The sequence below is a fragment of the Sphingobacterium prati genome (genome assembly GCF_013167215.1).
Classification (GTDB): Bacteria; Bacteroidota; Bacteroidia; order Sphingobacteriales; family Sphingobacteriaceae; genus Sphingobacterium; species Sphingobacterium prati.
Genome location: NZ_JABJWY010000037.1, coordinates 12050 through 32758, shown reverse-complemented (window position 1 = coordinate 32758; position 20709 = coordinate 12050). Strand labels below are relative to the sequence as shown.

Genomic DNA, 20709 nt, shown 5'->3' with positions numbered 1-20709 from the left:
TCCATTCATTTGAGAACGGAAGCACATCATTTAGGAATTAATTCTATAGTTAAATATTAAACCCTACATTACCTTAGCATCATAATCAAAACTATAGGTTATGATGAAACACAAATTCGCAGTGAAGGCATCACTCTTCACTTTAATCTTAGCACTGCTAGCAATCGGTACGTATGCTGCAAGTGTAGTGATGAAAAAAGACAGCGTTAAAAAAGAAGTTAAGTTTACCACAACATGGTTTTACAAAGGTGGTAACTCGAATGCTGAAATTCTTAATGCTGACAATTGGGAAAGAAGTGACACAGGAAGTCCACATGAACAATGTGATCAAGGAACAGATTTACCTTGTTCGGTAAATAATGCTCCCGAAGACGAAAGCGATTTTCAAGATTACCTAAATTCGCGAGGCGTCTCAGGCATCATGCAGGACAGTCCTACAAAACGTCCTTTCGTTACGCCTTAAGGTAAATCTTCCTCCATTAGGCGAAAAGGAGAGCACCCAAGATGCTCTCCTTTTTTGTCTTAGTAATATACTAGCAGGTCATCCGGCAGTGGCAATGCAAAGCGGGCAGAGTTGGCCTTCAACTCATATACTTTGCCATTGACGGTACGCTGCAACATGATATTCGCACCTTCCCTATTCAGCCTTTTGATATCCATCCAGCGTTGACCACGAAACAGCAATTCCTTTCTACGCTCCTCCAATACGATCCGAAGTACATCATTTTGCGAGGCAGCATTCACAGGTTCAAAGCTGACTTGATCTGACCAGCGGCTTTTAAGTAACTTATTTAGATCGCGCAAAGATTCATCCAACAGCCCCATACGTGCCAGACATTCAGCTCTGGTCAGCAAAATTTCATCGGTTGCAACTCCTGTCATGAGCGCTGCAAACCCAAAATAATACCCCTTGAAAGCAACCTGACCATCATTCCCCTTCACAAAAAAGATCTTTTTACGCAAGTCATCCTCCTTAAAACTATCATAGATTTCTGGCAGTACCTTCGCATTCTGCGCAGCCAAAATCAATCCCGTTGACCCCTGCCGCTCCAAAATTACCTCGACATTATGCCGGGGAACAGGAAAATTAGCACCTGTATTCAAGGTATTATAATCCAATAATACATCATTCAGCATTAAACAAGAATCCGCATACAGCTTGGCCTGTCCATACTCTCCCATCCAGAGATAAGTACGTGCCAACAGACCATACGCCGCTGGTTTAGATGGTCTCGTTTTTGAAGCAACCTTTTCGGGAAGCAACTGCACAGCGTCTTTTAAATCCTTAACGATCTGACCATAAGTTTCGGCTACATTCGCCCGTGGCGATGTAATATTAAAATCGGACTGGAGCCGCAGCGGGATGCCGACATCTTTATCAGCAGTATTTCGGTCATATGCTACACTCCAGATCTGCACCGCATCCAAAAAGCTAAATGCCCTGAAAAATAATGCGGCTCCCTTAATTCGATCCCCCCGCTCCTTTTCGTTCGATTTTACGGTTATCGCATCTAGACTTTCGAGTACTGTATTGGCGGTAAAAACCGCACGATAAATGTTACTCCAGTCGTTGGTACTATTACCATCCCTAAATACATTGTTATTCGCCCAGATATACATATTCTGTTCCTGTTCAAACTGTAGTGCGTTCCAGCTATTATCGCTCAGGTAATAGTTGTCAGCACTGACTTCCTGCGCATTAGGCGAAAGGTTCATGGAGGAGTGATCCAGCAGAGCTTCAAGGTCATCGAGTGTCCCAATGACCGCAAAACTCTTGCTCGAGGGCTCTTCCAGATATTTCTCACAGCTTGCCGTCATAAGGGCAAAGCCCATCCAAATAATTGTCCTGATCAGTCTATCTATTTTCATGATTTCTTTTATTTTTCGTTCGTTATTAAAGTCCCAGCCGAAGCCCTAAAGCATATATTGCAGGCGGCCTTAGCCTATTTATCCCAAAGTTGTAATCGGGATCTATGCCTTTTTTATTTGCACGCCAGACCAGTCCTAGATTACTTACGTTAGCGAAGAGCTCACAGCGTCTGAACATTTCCTTTAGTCCAGTGATACGGGTCAATTCATAACTCAGATTAATATACTGTAGGCGTATGTGATCCCCTTTTTCAACCAATACCTCGGAGCCCGCATAAAAATTATTGGCATTGCTACTGGTCGGATATAGCAGTGCCGGCACATCTGTTGTTGCCTCGTCACCCGGCTGCTGCCAGCGTGCCGCATAATCCTGATGCCCCGTCCAATTGCTAAAGAGCTGCTGATAATTGATCGATGACCGTCTGAAGTAATAGCCAAATTTGAACAGCAGGGCTACATCTAAGGAGAAACCCCGATAAGTAAATGAGTTGCCCAATGATCCATAGACCCGGGGACTCGCAGAACCGTGGTACACCAGATCATCCAGCTGCGTACCTGTCCCTACGAGCTTAGCATAATCATTGCTCATCTCGCCATTCAGATAGCCCTGAGCCTGACCGGTTTCAGGATCAAGCCCACCCCAACGGTAAGAATACATGCCATAGACAGGCTTACCTACGACACCAGAGATACGGGCAAGGGAAACGGTGCTGATAAAATTGCTCCCCTGCAAATTGGAGAGGTGATAATCCGTAATCTGATCACGAACAGTGCTGAGGTTGAGGCGTGTGTTCCAACGAAAATGCTGATTTTCCCAATTTTTACTATTGAGCTCAACATCAATACCACTCCCCTTCATATCAGCCACGTTTTTGATTTTTGTAGGTCCGATACCAGCCGTATAGTCGAGTACAGCAGGGCCAAATAAATCTTTGGACTGTTTAAAAAACAGATCCACACTACCTGACAACCTGCCCGCTAATACCGTAAAATCAACAGCAAGATTCGTCATTCGGGTTTTCTCCCAGCGCAATTCTGAATCATAGTAATTGGATATGTTTGCTATGGGGCTTTTGGTAAATGTATTTGTCCCGATGTAGCTAATGGTTGTGGCTGCTACCATTTCAGGATTGATATTACCGGACACCCCATGTGTCAGGCGAAGCCGCAGATTCTGAAAGATCTCCTTTGGGACGAAGGATTCCTGTGAAAGCTGCCAGCTGGCACCCAAGGACCAAAATGGATTCCATTGGTCATTGGTCCTTAACCCGAATAAATTGGACGCATCGCGGCGTATACTAGCAGATACCACATATCGCTTTTTGAAGGTATAAGCGGTATTTGCAAAATTGGATATAAAATTGGTCGTACCATCGGTGATCCCCGCATTATCCGTCACAAACTGGGACGAACTGCTATTCAATACAGGATACTGTTTTGTCAGATCCACATTGCCATATGTTAGCTTCGCTGGATCATATCCATACAGACGTGAGCGGTCACTTGTCGTATGTGAGCGTCTGATCTCCCAGCCGGCAATGGCTGCCAACTGATGATCGCCCCAGATTTTGTTGTAATTACTCTGCACCCGCAGGTTTTTCGACTGTAACCGCACATTCGACTGATCCAATATTGCCCCATCTGGTACGATAGGCTTTCTATTGCCTTGCTCATCCAACTGGGTAAAGCGATTGACCATATTACGTGCCACATAACTTTCGTCACCGTACAGATTATAACCATTGGTATACTGCCTTTCAAAAAGATATTTGACATCTATATCCCATCCCTGTATAATGCGATAGTTAGCGCCAAAATTGAGCAATACATCATCCGTCGTCGCGCTTCTCTGCTGATTTTTATAATCATTGAGCGGATAATAGCTCCAGTCCAGCAGGTTGCCATTGCCCTGCTGACGGGCCCATAGCGACCTTACGTCGATATCCACCGGAAGCGCATTGCCATCCTCATCTGCAAAGCGGGCATAGGGGTACAGCGAACCGGTACTTTTGCCAATATCCCCATATCCGGGCCGTCCAGCTTTATTTTTTCTACAGGTATACTGGACTCCGCTGGTCAGTGAAAGCCTGTCCCAGGGCCGGTAAGTATTATGTAGCCGTATGGTATAACGGTCCATTTTGGCGTCCAGATTATCTACATTACTATCCCATCCGCCCGAGCCTATCCATGCAAAGCGGGCATTGCCACCGGAGAGATCCAGGCTATATTGCTGCTGTACGGAAGGACGGTAAAGGTACTTGGAGAAATCATCACGCACGTCATATTTCCGAAGACGGTCAATTGCTTCGTCTATCTGCTGGCTCTGCCCCGTATTGCGCTGTTGGATCAACAATTCAATCACTGGCGACAAAGCCGGATGGCTAGCCGAATTTTCCTGCGAAGTATAATAGCCCTTTGCAAACAAGAACTTCTCCACATCAATAAAATCACTGGATGACATCTGTGGTAGGTAAGACAGGTCAGGTTTACCAGCGATACGCACATTACTGTTCAGGTTGATTGTGATCGGCTGATCAAAATGCCCTTTCTTAGTGGTGATGACGATCACCCCATTGGCCGCCCGAGCACCCCATATGGAGGCTGCCGCTGCATCCTTCAGAATGGTAATACTGCTCACATCATTGGGGTTGATGTTATCAAGATCACCATCATAGGGAAAGTTATCCACCACGATCAGTGGCCCCATCATTCCAGCCGATAGCGTATTGATGCCGCGGATATCTATCCGACCATTGCGCGAGGTACCCCTATCTACCGTCAGTCCATTCGCCACGGCCTCCAGTCTGCTTAGGATATCCGTGCTCACCTGCTGTGTCAGCAGCTTCTCCCCCAGCTGGTTGAAAGAACCCGTCATCCGTTCGCGGGGTAAGGTCTGATATCCGGTAGACACCTGTACCTCATCCATCAAAATCGCATTGGCCTCGAGGTAAAAGATCTTGTGCAAGGTATCGTTTGAAATGGAAGCCGTCATTTTTTTAAATCCGACACCTCCCATTTCAATCCGTAAAGGTTGATCCGAGACAGGAATCTTAAATATCCCCTTCTGATCTGTCTGTACGGCTTCACCTGTTTGAAGCGTCTTCACGCTCATCCCCACGATTGGGGTATTATCATTTTTAGAGCGCAGTTCGCCCAAAAATATTTTTTGTGCAAATGACAGATGACACTGCAACAAAAGTATTATTATAAAGAATGTTGTTGTTTTCATGACCTTATTTTCATTATGCACTTTACTATTTATCCCTAATGACCAACACCTCGCGTGTGCGAGTGACCTCTTTGAGATCTAATCCCTGTGCATTCAGTTCGGACTTTAGTGTCTCAGAAGCTAAAGCGCCCGAAAAAGTCAGATCAACATGATCCATAAATCCAGTTTCATCAATAACAGGCAGCGCAAAACAATCCAGATCGTTGAGACGCGAAACCAAGGATGACAGTGGATAGTTGGTTATTTTTGAAGGTTTATTAAAAGGAAGCGTATTTTCGCGTTTTCCCCCTTTCGACCGGATTAAGCTTAAGTCTCCCTTTTTACGCAAGGCTAGGCACTTTATCTTGCGTCTTTCCAAGGTCGCTCTATACGATGTATAGCGATTGAGGTCAGCCAGCATATACTGATAGAGCGAGTCTGCCTTTTCCGTAGGCACAACAAGCTCGTAGTTAAACACATTGGATAGTATATCCCTATCCTTGACCGGATAAAAACGGGAGGAATCTTTCACTTCTACAAATATTTCCTTGTCCAGCAGTTGTTTGCCCTTCGCCTGCAAAATTCCTCTCGCAGCCGATGAAAATAAAAACTCCATGGATGAGTTTGTTATCGCGCGACCACGTATCACACCGTTTTCCTTCCGGTAACGATTCCCCGAAGGAAGGCCATCTACCACATCCCGGGTCAACACGGAGAAAAAACTAAGATCATTCAATTGCATCTTGTCCGATAAAAAAAGCGGTCTCTCAGGATCGATCAGTTCACGGACGGGAATCTGTGCAGTCTTATCAGCCAGAAAATGAATTATATTCCCTTCGGTCAGTTGACCACTGGAAGTAATAGCACCGACAAGACCATCTGATGAGATCCACACATAATGAGGGATCAGCTGATGCGGGAATACCGTACGGAGCAATTTATCGGCAACGACGGAATAGATCCCGAGACCTTTTATTGTCTCATTGGTCGTTAAAAATTTCTGTGCTTTTGACGCTTCATCACGCGTCACCGCAATGACTGTAACATCCTTTTGATATTTCTCCTCTAGTTCTTTAATACGGGGCATCGCTGCGATGCAGGCACTACACCATGTTGCCCAAAAATCCAATATCATCAGTTTTTTATCGCGATACTCGCTGAGTTTTATTGTTTTCTGACCCGAGGGATGGTTTACAACCTCCAATGGGGTATCCCAGAGAAACTGGGGAATTTTATCTCCAATATTTAAAGCTTTGGTTGAAGGAAGCCCATCGGCCCCGCTATCCTTGCGGGGCGTCTGAGCCGATAAACTAAACATAGAAACTAAAATAATGCATATCAGAAGCACCCGACCAGTACCCTTACAGTATGATCTGCTCGAGTATCTGGCCAGTGCTTGGCAGATGTAGGTATTTATATATATCTTGACTAGTGTCAATAATTTTAACGTATTCATAATTTAATGGTTAGTGGTTTTGAGAAAGCTGATAAAAAAAATCATAGATTTCCTTACTACTTTCGAGTTCGCAAGCAATAAATCTGTTACTCCGCAGAAATGAGATTTCAATTCCTGACAGATTGATCCGTTGATAATGGATGATAAAATAGGCCATCAGCATTCGGAATAAGGCAATCGTGAAATGTTGTACATCAGCTGTACTGATCGCAGGATTTACCTTCCTTTCCCTATCTAGGTAAATCGTTAGAAGTTCAACAATATGGTTGCGACAGCTATCCATGTCGTAACAGTTCCAGAATTCTTTAATACATACTACAGGGTCGTACTCCAAATGATGGATTTCGTACATGGCCATATCAAAGGCGACCAGTTTCTTAAAAAGCTTATTCATTTTTTTGGCTTTTGAGGGCGTGTGATGGTGGAAAGTCCTTTGAAAAAAGGATCAAAAAAATCCCCTATCGGGTCAAAAGACCCAATACATCACACTGTTAAAAAATCTATTAACTAAACCTCAGAATGCCGTTTTACTCTGTATTACTTGGTTATATATATGGTTCGTCACGGGCATCCATATTAATAGGAAGAACCGACCCTTTTGTTGTATCACAACAATATATTGGATAGAAATTTGTCCTCAACGAAAAATTTGACTAAATTTAAGCTGCGAAACAATTATTTAGTACAAGCCATCTTCATTGCCTTTTTTCTCTATTTATATATTGATGTAAGGGTCGGTGGCAGACACGCAAAGGGAAATTTGGTTATTCGTGTGAATAAACTATACTAAGCCATTTTTATTGGCTCCTCTCCTTTTACGTACTGTTTAATTTAATAAACGTTTAATCCGGCGCACGGATTAAGTTTTTGAAATGCTGTTTAGCGGAATACCAAGTAAATCGATCCTTGATCTGATAATGGTTTCTTGGAATTTTAATTGGTGTCGTTCTCATAATCACTATTTAGTTATGATGAACGATGAACTTGTGCTAAGAGATAAGTTACTTTCTCGCCTTAATCGGTAAGCAAGGAACGGCCTCACACTTTGAACCCCAGGAGAGCTAATCCTGTCGTCTTCCTACAATCTACAAGAAATTTTCAGAAGACTACCAAAGTTTGACGTGAAGCCGCTCACATGCCACCATATGTCAAAAGTATAAAACTTTTATCGCATATCAGTGCATGGAGCGATCAACACGGTTCTCTCGGTAAAATTTTAGCTCATTTTGGGTTCGAGAAGAACATCGTTAGTCAAGGCAAAACGCCATGATTTTCAAATCGCTAAACAAATATAAGAATATAATTCCATTTAAACAAATAATTATAAATGGAAATATTAAGTATTTATTATGGAAGAAAATGAATTATTAGCAATTGAAGTAGATAATTTTGGAAACTACGTTTTGTCAAGAAAAATTGCTCTAGGTTTATCAAATGAGGCTTTTGCAAAATTGACTGACGTATCGGGAGGCGATATTAGCAAAATAATTAATAAAAAAAAGAAAAGCGTTTCCCTCCACTCTTTCTATAAAATTGCAGTGCTTTCCGGTGACACTATCGAAAATGTTATCCAAGCCGTATATACCCATAGAAATTTAGAGCTAAAAACCGGAGAAAAAATTGAAGAAAGAAGCAACTTCGGCATTTTTATGAGAGACGAAGTTGAAGTTGAAGGTAAAAACGGTTTTGATTTTATTTTGAACAGAACTGGGATTGATAAGAAGAGACTAACTGACATATATTATAATACTGGTGCACCTGAACCTTATGAACTTATATTGATCGAAAAAGCTACGGGAAGAGAAACAGGAGAATTAATGAAAAAATTTGTAACCAAGTATCCGATTAAGAAGAAAGGGGATTGATTTAATGAAGGGGGATTGATTTAATAAGGAATACAAACTCTTAATCTGTGGGTCCTGAGTTCGAGCCTCAGCGGGGTCACTTTCAAAGAGCCATTTTACGTAAGTAAAATGGCTTTTTTTGTTGGTCTGTGTATTCATTTACAGTTGATTAACTGTGTTCTAATGCATTCTGCTAGTTAATATTTCTGTTAATTAATTCTATATGCTAAAGAACAGTATTTAGGTTATAATTGTTATAAAAGTTATAGTTTTGGCGCATTTTTGGCGCACTTTTCAAGTCGATTTCTTTAGTTAGGCCATGATATTTTAAGGTTTAAACCAAGTAATTATTGTGTCTTAATCCATTATAATTTTTACTGTTATCAATTTAAGTTGTCTTATTAAACCTCCCGACAATTACTTTAAATGGTAGTTGTAAAAGTCTCAATTTTCATATTGACATATTGTCTCTAGCAAATCAAACAAAGGAATAAATCCTTTAAAATCTTCTGGCGCAAGATTATTGGCTGACTCAGAAAATATAGTCTTATTATTATCATTCACTTTAAATGCTCTTAAACTGTTGCGATCTTTATACTCTTCGTTCAGCTTTGTGTCCTCATCTAGACCTGCTCCTTCCTCCTGAAATAAGTTTTTGAATTCCATAAAGTTTCTTAGTATAATCATATCATGATTTGCTAATGTTTCTTTAGTATATAAGTATTCGATTGGACAGTATTTATTAAGGTCCTTGTCACTTATTGGGAGGCAACAAACAAATGCTTGACCATTACTTTGTTCCGATGTTAGAATCTTGAAGTCTCCAACCAAATTTCCCTTTGTTTTATCATAATTAGTGCGTCCCTCCTTATCATTATCAAATAGACCTATTATCTTTTTGTTTTCTAAGATTGTAGCTGGAACAGACTTAATGAAACTAGCAAGAGAACCAGCGTCATGAAGATTCACTAAGTCAATATCCAAATGTCTGTTGAGTTTTTTCATGGCAATTGTAATATGCGCGATATCAGTTTTTCCCTCCACACACACGACCGCTTTCTTTGTAGAATTCTTTAACAATTTAAACGTTTCTATTCCTTCCTCAAAAGTAAGAAAACCATCACTTAAGAACTCTATGGCTTCAATTTGAGATGTTTTTTTTATATAGCCTAAAGTTCTATCCATCTTATATAAAGACTCCTCTGGTGCTAGAGCCACCGTAGATGGAGAATGGGTAGTCATTATAACTTTAATACCTCTATCTTTTACAAATATGTTTTGAAGCACATCCAACATAAATTTGCATAACGAAGGGTGTAAATATGCATCAGGTTCATCGAATAATATTAATTCAGGAAATTGTCCGCCAGTGTTAGAAGTATAAATAGCTAAAACTAAAGATAATATAACTTTCTCTCCTGATGAAAGATCATTTATATCAACTATATTTTTTGTATCTCTATCTAACATCTTTAAGATTATGCTTGTATCATCTTCATTAATGATAGGCTCTTGCAATGTATATCGAAATTTCGCCTGATTTGCAATTTGATTGAAGATTTCAAGAGGTGAATCTTTAACCTCTAGACCGATTTTAATTCTAGCCCAATGTTGTAAGAAAAGGAACCCAATATTTGTCGAAAAGACAGTACTATTAGGTGCAGGTAGATAAGCTATATAATAATATTGAATCATACTATAGTCAATATTATTATGCTCTGCTGATATTCTATCTATTAGAGATTTATCTTCAATGGTAAAATGCTTAGGTACATCACGGTTGCTGGAGGAATAGTTAAAATTATAGTTCGTTTCTTCTAAAAAGGATTTATTTAGGGCGTCAATATCAAAGTTATTATCTTGTTCAAGTTTCGCTTTGCGCATAATATAGAATATATATTTGTGCACAAATTTTCGACCTGTTGAAATTAAATTTGCAACATTTAAATGGTTACCAATATTTACAGTTGGAGTTTGTATTGTTCTAATGGAAATATTAGTCAACTCTTTTTGCTCATCAAGAATCTGGACATTAGGTTGATAAAATTCTCGCTCTTCAGTATAAACATATTCGCCTCTCTCAGGATACGTATTTCTGAGATCATCCATCATAAACTCATCATGATTGCCCATTATATCAGGGACTTGCACATATAAATATGTAAGGAATTGGGACTTACCCGTCCCATTTTCACCTGTTATAACTATAAAATTTGGTAAATTTCTGAGTTCAGCTTTTTTAACGATGGCTTGGGTATCTTTGTTTATTAAAATGTCCATTGAAAAAGGTTTTAATGTAAATATACGTTATTTTGCTCGCCTTCCTGCGAGTTGAACGAAGGTCGTTGAAGAAAAGTCCGTAAGGACGATTCAACGATATCTATGCAATAGACGAAGCTTCATGGCGGTATTTTTGAAAAAGGGGCTTGTGACCTGGGCTTATTAAAAATAGTGACAAGAGCGAAGCCTGAGAGAACAGCAGGCGAGCCAAACTCTAAAAGCGGTTGGATTTTGAATGTGCATGCAATGCTTATTCAAAGGACAAAAGAGTTTTTATGAGGTGGAGGGATTTATAAAACGTTAAGTATGACAAACAGCGAAGCTATAAATATGAAATTTTATGAAATAAGGTTTCATATTTATAAAGTTTGGCGTATCTTAATGGCATAAATTCCGAAACGGAATGCCATATTACCTAATTTCAAATTAAACATGGAGGAAAAAGTTCTAGAAACATTAGTAGTTGGTTTCACGAAAGTATTAATTGAAGAAGCTAAAACATTTTTAAGCGATAGTGCAGATACTGCATACGATGAAATAAAGCAGTATATCGGAAAAGATTTAAAGAACTATTTGAATAAACATAAAGATAAATATTCTCATGTAAAAACTTTATTGAGGGGAAATACACCTGTTTATTTATATGATATATATTTCCCTTCCAAGCTTCTAGATAATAAAAAGGTCATAAGTACGGAATCAGGAGTAGATTTCTTTGGGAAATATAATTGTGCGACAATCATCGGTGATGCAGGTAGTGGTAAAAGTACTTTAGTTAAACATTTATTTTTAAATAGCATCTATGAGAGGAAATACATTCCAATATTAATTGAATTAAGATATTTAAATGAAGATGCGACCTCTCTAGAAGATTACATAAAGTTCACTTGTAATCTTAATAAAGTAAATGTGAATGATAATATTTTAGAAAGATTGCTTGAAAAGGGTAAGTTCGTATTTTTCTTTGATGGATTTGACGAACTTGAAGAGAAGATTAAGCAAAAAATTATTAAAGAAATAAACAATTTCGTAAATAAATACATCTCGAATAAATTTTTAATTACAACAAGGCCCTATTCGAATATTGAAAACCTTCCATTATTTAGTAATTTACGAATGAAGGATTTAACAATAAATGATGGGGAAATTAAAGGCTTTGTGTTTAAACAGCTTTCGCAAGAGGTTGAATTGGCAGAAAAGGCATATAAATCAATTTCCCAAGGTGATACACACCATATAGAAAGTTTTCTGAAAAATCCGCTTTTGCTTTCTCTTTATTTATTAACCTTTCAAAGCCATGCTTCTATTCCAGATAAAAAGTATATTTTTTACAGAAGGGTTATTAATGCTTTATTTTCAGAGCATGATAGCAAAACTAAACTGGGATTTATTAGAGAAAAACAATGTGGATTAGATCAAGAGGGGTTTGAAGAGATATTAAAGTCTTTTAGCTTTTTGTCCTACTTTGGAGATCATTTTGTCTTTGATAGTGATTATACCACTAAACAGATCGGCCTTATTAAAAGGAAAAAGGAAATTAAATTTGATACAAGTTTATTTTTAAAAGATCTTAAACTAGCAATATCTTTATGGGTTGATGATGATGGACAGTTGTCATTTTCTCATAGGTCACTTCAGGAATATTTTTGTGCTTTATTTATATCTGAATTGAAGGATGAAGAAAACAAAAGAGTATACGACAAAATTTTAAAAATATTTGAGACAAGAGGTCGAGTTGGTGCTTCTAAAGAGATAGATAATTTGCTTGACCTTTTAAGAGAGATGGATGAATACAACTTCCATAAGAATTTCTATTTGCCTATGTTAAATGAGCTTAACATGGAAATGAACAAAATGCATTTTCAAACAGGAGGGCAAATTTTGTTAAACTTTTTTATAGAAGGATTTAGAATGGATAGCCGTGATTATAAAAAAGTGAATGGTGAAAGACGAAATGATTTTGCGTTATTTTTATTAAGAAAGAAAGAAATATTTAAAACCATATTTGTTCATATTAAATTTACTAGGGAACTAGATGCCTATTTGTATGATGAATTGCGTAAAAACAAAGCTTTGATCTCTTTTATTCACCCATTCATTAGCAAAAAGGTAGTAATGTTTGAAGATGAGGTATATAATGAAGTAATTCTTACTATCGAGCCTAATGATGGTAGTTTAAGAGCTCCGCAGGTTCGTTTCGGAAAATTAAAATTAGAAGAAGTATATAGTTATCTTGATGACAAATTATTGAATAGAATATATCAAAATCTAATTTCTCACTTGAAAAGTGAAATTCTCAAGTCAAGTCAATTTATACGAAAAATTGAAGACAATGAAAAAGATTTGGTAGACTTAATTTAAATTATATCCCACTCACTGAATCCTCCAAGTTTCAAGTGAGTGGGATTTTTAGATAGATGTAGTACAAGTTATAAAGTAAATGTAGGATAATTTTATACAGAGATGAGCTTACTTTAATAGTTTTCGCTGTTTTGGCCGCGTAGTAATAAAGTCCTACCATAGATTCGAACCCCTTATTTTCGCTTCTCAATGAATATATAATCGTTAACGTATTTACGGGTAGTTAGTTGTAAGTATCCCAAAAAATCAGACAGCTTAAAACTGGACATAAATGTCTAAATTAGAAAAGTCCAATCGCAGCTGTTGGAAAAATAACGTGCTTAAAAAACAATTGAATGGAAGATTATGAGAAAATAGAATGGTTAAAAACCATTTATTCAGATTTTACGGCCAAAAACTGGCATAATTGGAACGTTGACCATCCTGATCGTGACGTCCACAATAGAAATTGTTATGAAGAGGTAAAAAGGACGATTAAATCCATTTCTCCGAAGCAGATTAATGGGATCTATTATGCAGACCGCTATAATGATCGGAAATTGATTGACTGGATTAAACTTTTCACCTCTCTTAAAAACCTGCATAATATCATTAGAAACTTTAAAACCTCTGACGAAGTTGTAAAGCATATTCATTTTCCATATGGCGACGAGAAGCAAGTTTTACAATTTGAAAATAAATACTTTACTTCATCAGGTCAACATCGACTGTGTCTAGCAAAATTTCTTGATATTGAATCTGTTGAAGTAAAGGTCATCGAGTATAAACTAAATCACGATAAACTCTTAGCATCTTCATTCGACTAAAAATTCAGAATTTTAAGTCTGGTTATTATAGTATTATACTATATAAATTATTAAGAAATAGATATACAATATTTTCCTTTAGAAAGCTAAAAAGATGTATAAAGCGATAATAGAGTACCAATAATAAACAGTGATCCAATAACACTTGTAAATAAAAGATTATTAGTCCTCGGAGATAACCTATCCGAATATACCTTATAATCACATAAAATAGCCCAGTTATAATTAGTCCGCCGTATTACATTTAACAAGGAAGCTTTCGGGCGTTATTATTCTTAATTATCTTCTCACCCTACTCCTAAAATACCGTTCAGTCTCCTTATCCATAAAATAGACATAACAAGCTTTCATTCCTCGCCCAAGCAGAACGCGGTAAGTATTCTTTACTAGCTGTAAATAATCAGCTCCCTTTACGGCGCTATCATGCGAATGTTCAGGAAAACCCTCCCATTCTGCTGTGTCCGGATTATAGCGTAGATCTGTACCAAAGATCACTCCCGCATAATCAAACTCAAAGCCCTGTGCTGTATAGATACATCCGACCTGATCTATTCCTGCATCTTCATAGGCCCAGTACTGTGACTTTGGAATCCCACGCCGCATACCCTTCGTCTTTTCATCTGCATTCCATGGGCGAATATAATCGCCTACGATGACATCTTTGTGCAGTTCACCGTCGGCATCGGCCTGCTTAGTCCAAGGCCAACAAAATCCCGCCATCATACGGCCTGAATAGCCTTCGGCAACTTTATCGCGAATGGCCTGCTCTACGGCATGTGGGCTATCCATAATCTGGAATTCGAAATTATCTTCTTGCTTCCATTCGGTCGTAGCTGTCTCTCGGATGTGCAACGTATGATCTATCCATTGGCTGTATTTTTCTGAACCGCCATTACGGAACTGAGATTCCAGATTATATTCATACACTGTACAGCCCATCTTTTCAGCTTGCTGGCGAATGAAAATGGATTGACCTATCTCTCCTCTCCGCACGGCTTGATAATCGTCTACAAAGAATACAGAAATCCGCGCTGCACAAAGAAGATCTTCAATCTGTAAACGACCTGTGGATTTGAAAGGATAACCGGTACGTTCGCGTATGCGATGTGCCTCATCCATCAGTAATACATCAATGCCATTCGGTTCGGCATCGCCATAGGACATAAAGTATTTGAGCAGGCTATTGGCCTCTTTGCCCAGGATCTTGCGTAAGGTCTCTGTAAATGATTTAGAACCTGTTGCATAGTGCGCATTGATATTGCTTGCGGTAAGATCGGCCAATAATTGCAAGCCTACGACAGACTTGCCTGTACCAGCGCCTCCCTTGACGATAACCGCATACTTTTGATTATCTTTTGCTTTCTTGGCAAGGGACATCACCGTATCATATACGATCAGCTGTTCGTCCAAAAGGATATAATCTCCCTTAGCCTTTACCTGGCCGAAGAGCTGCAATTCACCTTTCAGTTTTTGCTTAATAACACCGGAAACCTGTTTGAGCAGTTTCTTCGATGGTCGCAACTTACTCTGTTCGACCTCTTGGAGAATACTCATCCCCTCACCTGCTCCTACGCGACTATAGATAAAGGCAGAAAGCTGGCTGCTGTCTTCAGATCCATACATTGGAAAACGTTTAACAGCTTCTTCAAACCGCTGATCCTGAAGGGTGGTATCGTTTGATATGTTATAATTGTGCAAATAGCTACAAGCTGATACCTGAATGGGATCTTTTTCTTGGTAAAAAGCGCTGTTATTCTCCTTGAGATAATATAGGTAGTTCCCCACCTGGATACTTGGATGCAATACCGAGCGATGACCACCTCCTACCCAGGTAAGGACATAATCGGAATCGTAATCCGTGAACTCACATTTCTCCCATTGTTTGAGTTCGACGATCACAGCCTGCTTATACTGCTGCTCATCACGACCGTAGATAACGACATCGATACGCTTGGCACTTAGGGGAAGCTTGTACTCCACCATGACACCCTGATCTTGTAGATTCTGGCGCTCCATGATATAGGAAAGCCGAAACAATGAATTGCGCCATGACATGGCTTCATTGTGCGACGGATTGTATCCGAACTGTTTTAAAAACTGTTCTCTAAGTAAATCGACAAGTTTATTTTCTGTATTGAGATGGATAAAATCACTTGCCGAACCAGCGTATAATCTCATTATAGTTCGTTGTATTTTTTTGCGGTTCCCTTGGCTTTTTCGACCGGGTATTTTTCGTTATTGAGTTTCATCTTGTCCTCGATGATCTGCTTGACATCAAGTCCATGCTTATCGGCAAGTAAAAGGGCATACATCAGCACATCGGCAAGTTCGTTTTTCAGTTTATCTGGATTAGCATCTTCGTTGCCTTTCCACAGGAAAAGCTCCAGTAGCTCGGAAGCTTCAATGCTCAATGCCACTGCAAGATCTTTGGAATTATGAAACTGCTCCCAATCTCTGGCATCTCTGAATGCTCTGATCTGTGCTATTAACTGCTGAATATCGGACATGATAAAATCTTTTAACTAAAAACTGGCCTTTGTCCAAATATCCGAAATATTGTTTAGGAATAAAAGGGCGATCTCGGCTGTATTTCCATTCGTTGTCTAGTCCATTTTTTTTGCACGACATTGAAAAACTGCTTTGACACTTTCGTCTTTAAATTCCACAACGATCATCTGCATCCTATTATTCGTAAGCATGGAACATTTGAGCTATCTAATGGACAGAGAATTGTTAATTAAACAAATTAATGATAATTTAAGGCTACAATGACTCACGATAAGCAATCGAAAATGCGCTAAAGCGAAATCTGCTGTTGATAGGTTCCTCTCGATTAAATTCAGAGTAAAGCTTCTGTAAGCTAGCGTAAAGATGACTACTCAATTTGACTGATTTTGTTCTTTTTTATATTTCCTAGTGTATCTATGGTCTCCAAAACAGTCCGGTTATCTTTATCTACCATAATCCGGATTCTCGGTCTGCCCTGACTGTCATGTATAAATAAACCTACTTCATCCTTATAATTCTTACCTAGAAACATACGTTCAGTTGCAAGAAGACCTTCATCCCGAAGAATAGATATTGCTGAATCTCGCAATTGTTGTGATGCCGAATTGGTTAACTCTTTATACCTATCTTGACGTTGCGCAAATGCGTCTTCCTTCGCATAGCTCCATAGTTGAAGTCCATACTTCCTTTTATTGGACTTTATGTCCTCCATATATTGTAACTGCATGATCTGGTCATCTTGATACTTATCGATGGAATAGACCATGCCGGCATGCTCTTTATCGTTATCATACACCAATCCGCCACATTCATCACCATCGCTGTTAAAGAAAATTAGTCCAGCCTCCCTTTCCCTAGGATCAGCATCCTTCCCCAACATTCTTCCGGGATGTTGTCGCGTCTTATTACTCAGCACCAATTTTATGGTTCCGTCGGCCTCCCTGATATTTATCCTTTCCACATCGAGTACCGCACCACCTTTTTTGGTGTTTAACACTGTAAACAATGTCACTGTCATCCCCGAAAAGAGAACCAGGCATACTATAATCAGTGCACGAACTTGTGTTTTCAATTTTTTGATCTCTGAATCCATAATTGGTTAAAAAATTAAATATACTTTTATTCTTATATCACCGTGGGATAAGGGTTCATTTGTCCCATTCGCCCAAATAGGTCTATTGACCTAATAATCAAAGTTATAAAATAATATTTTTTTTATTTTTTTTATCCAAATAAAACTATTTCACATCGGCTACTTCTTACTATACAAAGCGGTTATTAGCTACCTTTCGAGAGAAAGACTAACATAAAAATTGGCGTCGTACAGTGAAAATCCAATAGTATTCAAAAAACATTGGATGACGAAACAAAAAAGAGGAAACGATAGGTATTGGTCTAGGATCGCCCCTCCCAAATCTCCAAAATAGGGCTGCTGCGTATAACTGGTGTAAAACTCAAGCTGGTTTGCACCGAGCATACACAGCTCAAAGGATTGATCGCAGCAGTAATAATGGCCTAGGCCACGGTTCGTTGCTCACCCTCGGTCAGGCTAAATCTTTCCTTCTGCTCATCCAGCTGCTGTGCGATCCAAAAGTAGGCCTCGGCCAAAAGATCTGACGAATTACCCATAATCTAATAATAACATGCGCTGGCCTTCGACTCAAATGTTCTACTCTTATTCGATGCCCCTTGAAGCAATAGCTGAAAATCAAAAACTTACAATAAAAACAAAAATAAATAAGCTTTAATATTAAATTAATTTTCTATATTAAACTTAAAATTAACACTACAACAAAATAATGCAAAAGAACATCATTACATTAAAGCATGCTATCTTTAAATTAAAACATCTTATTCTACCAATTCTAATATCTGTTTTAATCATTTCATGTACTAAGGAGAAAAATGAGCTTTCCCCCAGTAGCGATATTGATGAAGTGAAAAAGGAGTTTTACGCTCAAAATCCTCTCGCTGACAACGAAAATTTTTTCAATTCCATTTTCACAAGTTATATCAATTGGGACTCTGTTGTAGTTAAAGACGAGAACAATTTATATATCAAAATAAGTAGCTCAGAGACAATTTATTATGGTGACTCAACGTTTTCAATAAATCTGGCCGACTATTTTTGGTTGAAAGCACAAAAAAAGGATAATAAATGGGGGTATTCATTTATTTCTTTCATACCAAATTCCGAAGCTACGCGTGAACTTTTCCAAGGTAAAATTGTAACAAAATTTCTATCTTCTAACAAAGTTATAATTCGGGAATACAAAGGTGATATCAATAGTAGTGGGTTAATTGCAGGATTCCCGCCAATGAGAGAACCTTGCGTATCTGCATATGTAGCTGGTGAATTAAATAATGTTTATTGTTCCGCAGGTGGAGATGATGACTACGAACAGTGGCTTTCTGGTGGACCAGGTGATTATTCAAATATTCCCCCTTCGACAGGTAGCCCTGGTGGAACTTCTAGCACTTCTCCAAATACGGTCAAATATAAATTTGAGAATTATGCTTGTATGGAGAATTTCTTGAAGAATCTTGAAAATTTAAGTACTTTTAAAGACATGGTTAAACCTTTTACGTTGGATGGAAATGGAACTGGAAACCCCAATTTACAATGGAGCTTCAAAACAGATATGTCTTGGGACCCTAATAAAGGGTACAATTATGGACTTGCATCAGCTACAAATCCCAATGAAAGTACAAACCGTGATGTCGATATCTATTTCAACGCAAATGCATTGAACAATTCTTCAGACCTTGTAATTGCTGCTACAGCTCTTCACGAAGCAATTCACGCCTATTCAAATTATTTTTTAAAAACTAATAAGATGAACGCAGATGGTATTGTGGATGAAAAAATTCAGGAATTTTGGTTTACCTCTGCATTGAAAACGCTTGAAATCCAGAAGAAGGCTGGCCTCAATGGAGATTATCGTGACCATCAAACAATGATGTCCGACAATGTATTTCCTGTTATGATTGGTTTTCTGAAAGCTTGGGGAGGTAACAGATATTCCTCAAATGAATATGTTATGGCCAGTATGCTTGGACTTGGACAAGCTGGACAAATGTTTGATCCTTCTATCAATGCTCAAATGGCGCAAGATGTTTCATCGCTATTTGACAAATTAAAGAAAGACTACAAAATTACAGATGCGGCATTTAATGAATTTTTAAAAACACATAGTAATGTTGATCCCAATGGACCGTTAAATACTAAAAAAATATCATGCGCAAAATAATAATCTTATTTACTTTCTTAGCCGTATCAGCCATTCAACTTATTGGTAGCGGCTTTGCTCAAACCAAATATGTTGTATTTGATCAAGACAAACTAACCGATTCATTGAATGGGCATTTATTCTGCAAAAGAACATATGCGGAAATCGGATCCGACAGTACCAATTTCCCAGATTTAACTATTTATAATTTTCTGTTCAAAAAAAGCATAACTGCTGATGATTCAAATCAAAAAGTATTTCAGAATTATATAAGCTTTGAGCGTGATGGGAAAAATTTGCCCGTTGATATCTTAGTTACCATAACGCCGCTGACAAGGTCTAAATTTGAGCTAAAAAATATCTCGAAAGCCGTTGCTAACAAGGAGATAAACGTAATTTCTTTGGATAGCCTGCTAAGAACAGCCGCAAAAGATATATTTTATGCAACATATGCGCCTTTAGGTATTTTTTCAGAGACGCCATCACTCAATTTGAAAAGAACGGATTATAAAATCGTCATAAAACGAAAAAATGAATATTTTTTCGTTGACAACGAGACTTTAACCGAGTCCTATTTTATTGGTAATGGCTATATTGAGCCTTATAGAACCAATGCAGCGGGAATATATCCGCAGAGTAAAAATTTTTCAAAACAAAATTATCTCTCCGCTGAAAAGTTAAATACGCTAAAAGGGGGAATAATAAAAGATACTACCATAAATTTAAATAATCATGGCCGAACTATAGCTATAGATAGATTTTGGACAAATGAACCTCGCATACCGTTTGCAAAAAGTGCAGGTTTAAATAAAGGTAATGATTGGTATGCAGTAGAAGGAATTGGAGATTTTGAGTTCTATTGGGATAATGGCATATTAAACGGTAATTTTTTGGACTATTTTAAAAAAGCTAAATTAAACTATATGCCCGATAAACAGCTCAATAGAAAACTGAACCTTTGGTATAAAACAAAGAAAATAAATGGAATACCACTCGAAGATTTTTTTAAAGACAAAGGTTTGAACAACACAAATTTGAAATCGATATTATAGCTAGCAATACCTAATGTTTCATTTACGTTACACCTTGGAAATTCAATTTTCTTTTAAAACATTGGATGACGAAACAAAAAAGAGGAAACGATAGG

Annotated in this window: 14 protein-coding genes; 6 read left to right on the top strand and 8 right to left on the bottom strand. The window is 38.2% G+C overall.

The window, feature by feature from the left end; genetic code table 11:
- Nucleotides 1–100: 100 nt before the first annotated feature.
- The gene (locus HPC41_RS18205) at nucleotides 101–463 is read left to right on the top strand and encodes a hypothetical protein (protein ID WP_172395451.1); all 363 of its coding nucleotides are present in this window, start codon (nucleotides 101–103) and stop codon (nucleotides 461–463) included.
- A 59-nt stretch (nucleotides 464–522) separates the two neighbouring features.
- On the opposite strand, the gene HPC41_RS18200 is transcribed toward HPC41_RS18205, so the two are convergent.
- From HPC41_RS18200 to HPC41_RS18185, 4 genes are all read right to left on the bottom strand, one after another.
- Entirely contained in the window at nucleotides 523–1869 is a 1347-nt protein-coding gene (locus HPC41_RS18200; RefSeq protein ID WP_172395450.1) for a RagB/SusD family nutrient uptake outer membrane protein, read from the bottom strand.
- Nucleotides 1870–1894: 25 nt separating this feature from the next.
- On the bottom strand, nucleotides 1895–5098 hold the full coding sequence (locus HPC41_RS18195) for a SusC/RagA family TonB-linked outer membrane protein (protein ID WP_172395449.1): 3204 nt from the start codon (nucleotides 5096–5098) through the stop codon (nucleotides 1895–1897).
- 25 nt (nucleotides 5099–5123) lie between these two features.
- The gene (locus HPC41_RS18190; protein WP_172395448.1) at nucleotides 5124–6395 is read right to left on the bottom strand and encodes a TlpA family protein disulfide reductase; all 1272 of its coding nucleotides are present in this window, start codon (nucleotides 6393–6395) and stop codon (nucleotides 5124–5126) included.
- Nucleotides 6396–6543: 148 nt separating this feature from the next.
- A complete protein-coding gene (locus HPC41_RS18185; protein WP_172395447.1) occupies nucleotides 6544–6927 on the bottom strand; it encodes a hypothetical protein in 384 nt (127 codons plus the stop codon).
- 955 nt (nucleotides 6928–7882) lie between these two features.
- Here HPC41_RS18185 and HPC41_RS18180 point away from each other — a divergent pair.
- The gene (locus tag HPC41_RS18180; RefSeq protein ID WP_172395446.1) at nucleotides 7883–8398 is read left to right on the top strand and encodes a hypothetical protein; all 516 of its coding nucleotides are present in this window, start codon (nucleotides 7883–7885) and stop codon (nucleotides 8396–8398) included.
- 423 nt (nucleotides 8399–8821) lie between these two features.
- Here HPC41_RS18180 and HPC41_RS18175 read toward each other — a convergent pair whose 3' ends face one another.
- Nucleotides 8822–10657, bottom strand: a complete 1836-nt coding sequence (locus tag HPC41_RS18175; RefSeq protein ID WP_172395445.1) for an AAA family ATPase — start codon at nucleotides 10655–10657, stop codon at nucleotides 8822–8824.
- A 432-nt stretch (nucleotides 10658–11089) separates the two neighbouring features.
- On the opposite strand from HPC41_RS18175, the gene HPC41_RS18170 reads away from it, so the two are divergent.
- The gene (locus HPC41_RS18170) at nucleotides 11090–13018 is read left to right on the top strand and encodes an NACHT domain-containing protein (protein WP_172395444.1); all 1929 of its coding nucleotides are present in this window, start codon (nucleotides 11090–11092) and stop codon (nucleotides 13016–13018) included.
- Between the two features lie 335 nt (nucleotides 13019–13353).
- Complete coding sequence (locus tag HPC41_RS18165) at nucleotides 13354–13824, top strand: hypothetical protein (RefSeq protein ID WP_172395443.1); 471 nt, start codon at nucleotides 13354–13356, stop codon at nucleotides 13822–13824.
- Nucleotides 13825–14103: 279 nt separating this feature from the next.
- Here HPC41_RS18165 and HPC41_RS18160 read toward each other — a convergent pair whose 3' ends face one another.
- The 3 genes from HPC41_RS18160 to HPC41_RS18150 all read right to left on the bottom strand — a co-directional run bounded on the left by HPC41_RS18160 (nucleotide 14104) and on the right by HPC41_RS18150 (nucleotide 17425).
- Complete coding sequence (locus HPC41_RS18160; protein WP_172395442.1) at nucleotides 14104–16002, bottom strand: DUF2075 domain-containing protein; 1899 nt, start codon at nucleotides 16000–16002, stop codon at nucleotides 14104–14106.
- Nucleotides 16002–16331, bottom strand: a complete 330-nt coding sequence (locus HPC41_RS18155) for a nucleotide pyrophosphohydrolase (protein WP_172395441.1) — start codon at nucleotides 16329–16331, stop codon at nucleotides 16002–16004. Before HPC41_RS18155 ends, HPC41_RS18160 begins: the two co-directional genes overlap by 1 nt.
- A gap of 368 nt (nucleotides 16332–16699) precedes the next feature.
- Complete coding sequence (locus HPC41_RS18150) at nucleotides 16700–17425, bottom strand: hypothetical protein (protein WP_172395440.1); 726 nt, start codon at nucleotides 17423–17425, stop codon at nucleotides 16700–16702.
- 706 nt (nucleotides 17426–18131) lie between these two features.
- Between HPC41_RS18150 and HPC41_RS18145 the strand changes: the two genes are divergently transcribed.
- Together HPC41_RS18145 and HPC41_RS18140 are read left to right on the top strand one after the other, a co-directional pair.
- The gene (locus tag HPC41_RS18145; protein ID WP_172395439.1) at nucleotides 18132–19583 is read left to right on the top strand and encodes a hypothetical protein; all 1452 of its coding nucleotides are present in this window, start codon (nucleotides 18132–18134) and stop codon (nucleotides 19581–19583) included.
- The gene (locus HPC41_RS18140) at nucleotides 19571–20614 is read left to right on the top strand and encodes a hypothetical protein (protein WP_172395438.1); all 1044 of its coding nucleotides are present in this window, start codon (nucleotides 19571–19573) and stop codon (nucleotides 20612–20614) included. The genes HPC41_RS18145 and HPC41_RS18140 overlap by 13 nt, the downstream gene beginning before the upstream one ends.
- Nucleotides 20615–20709 lie beyond the last annotated feature (95 nt).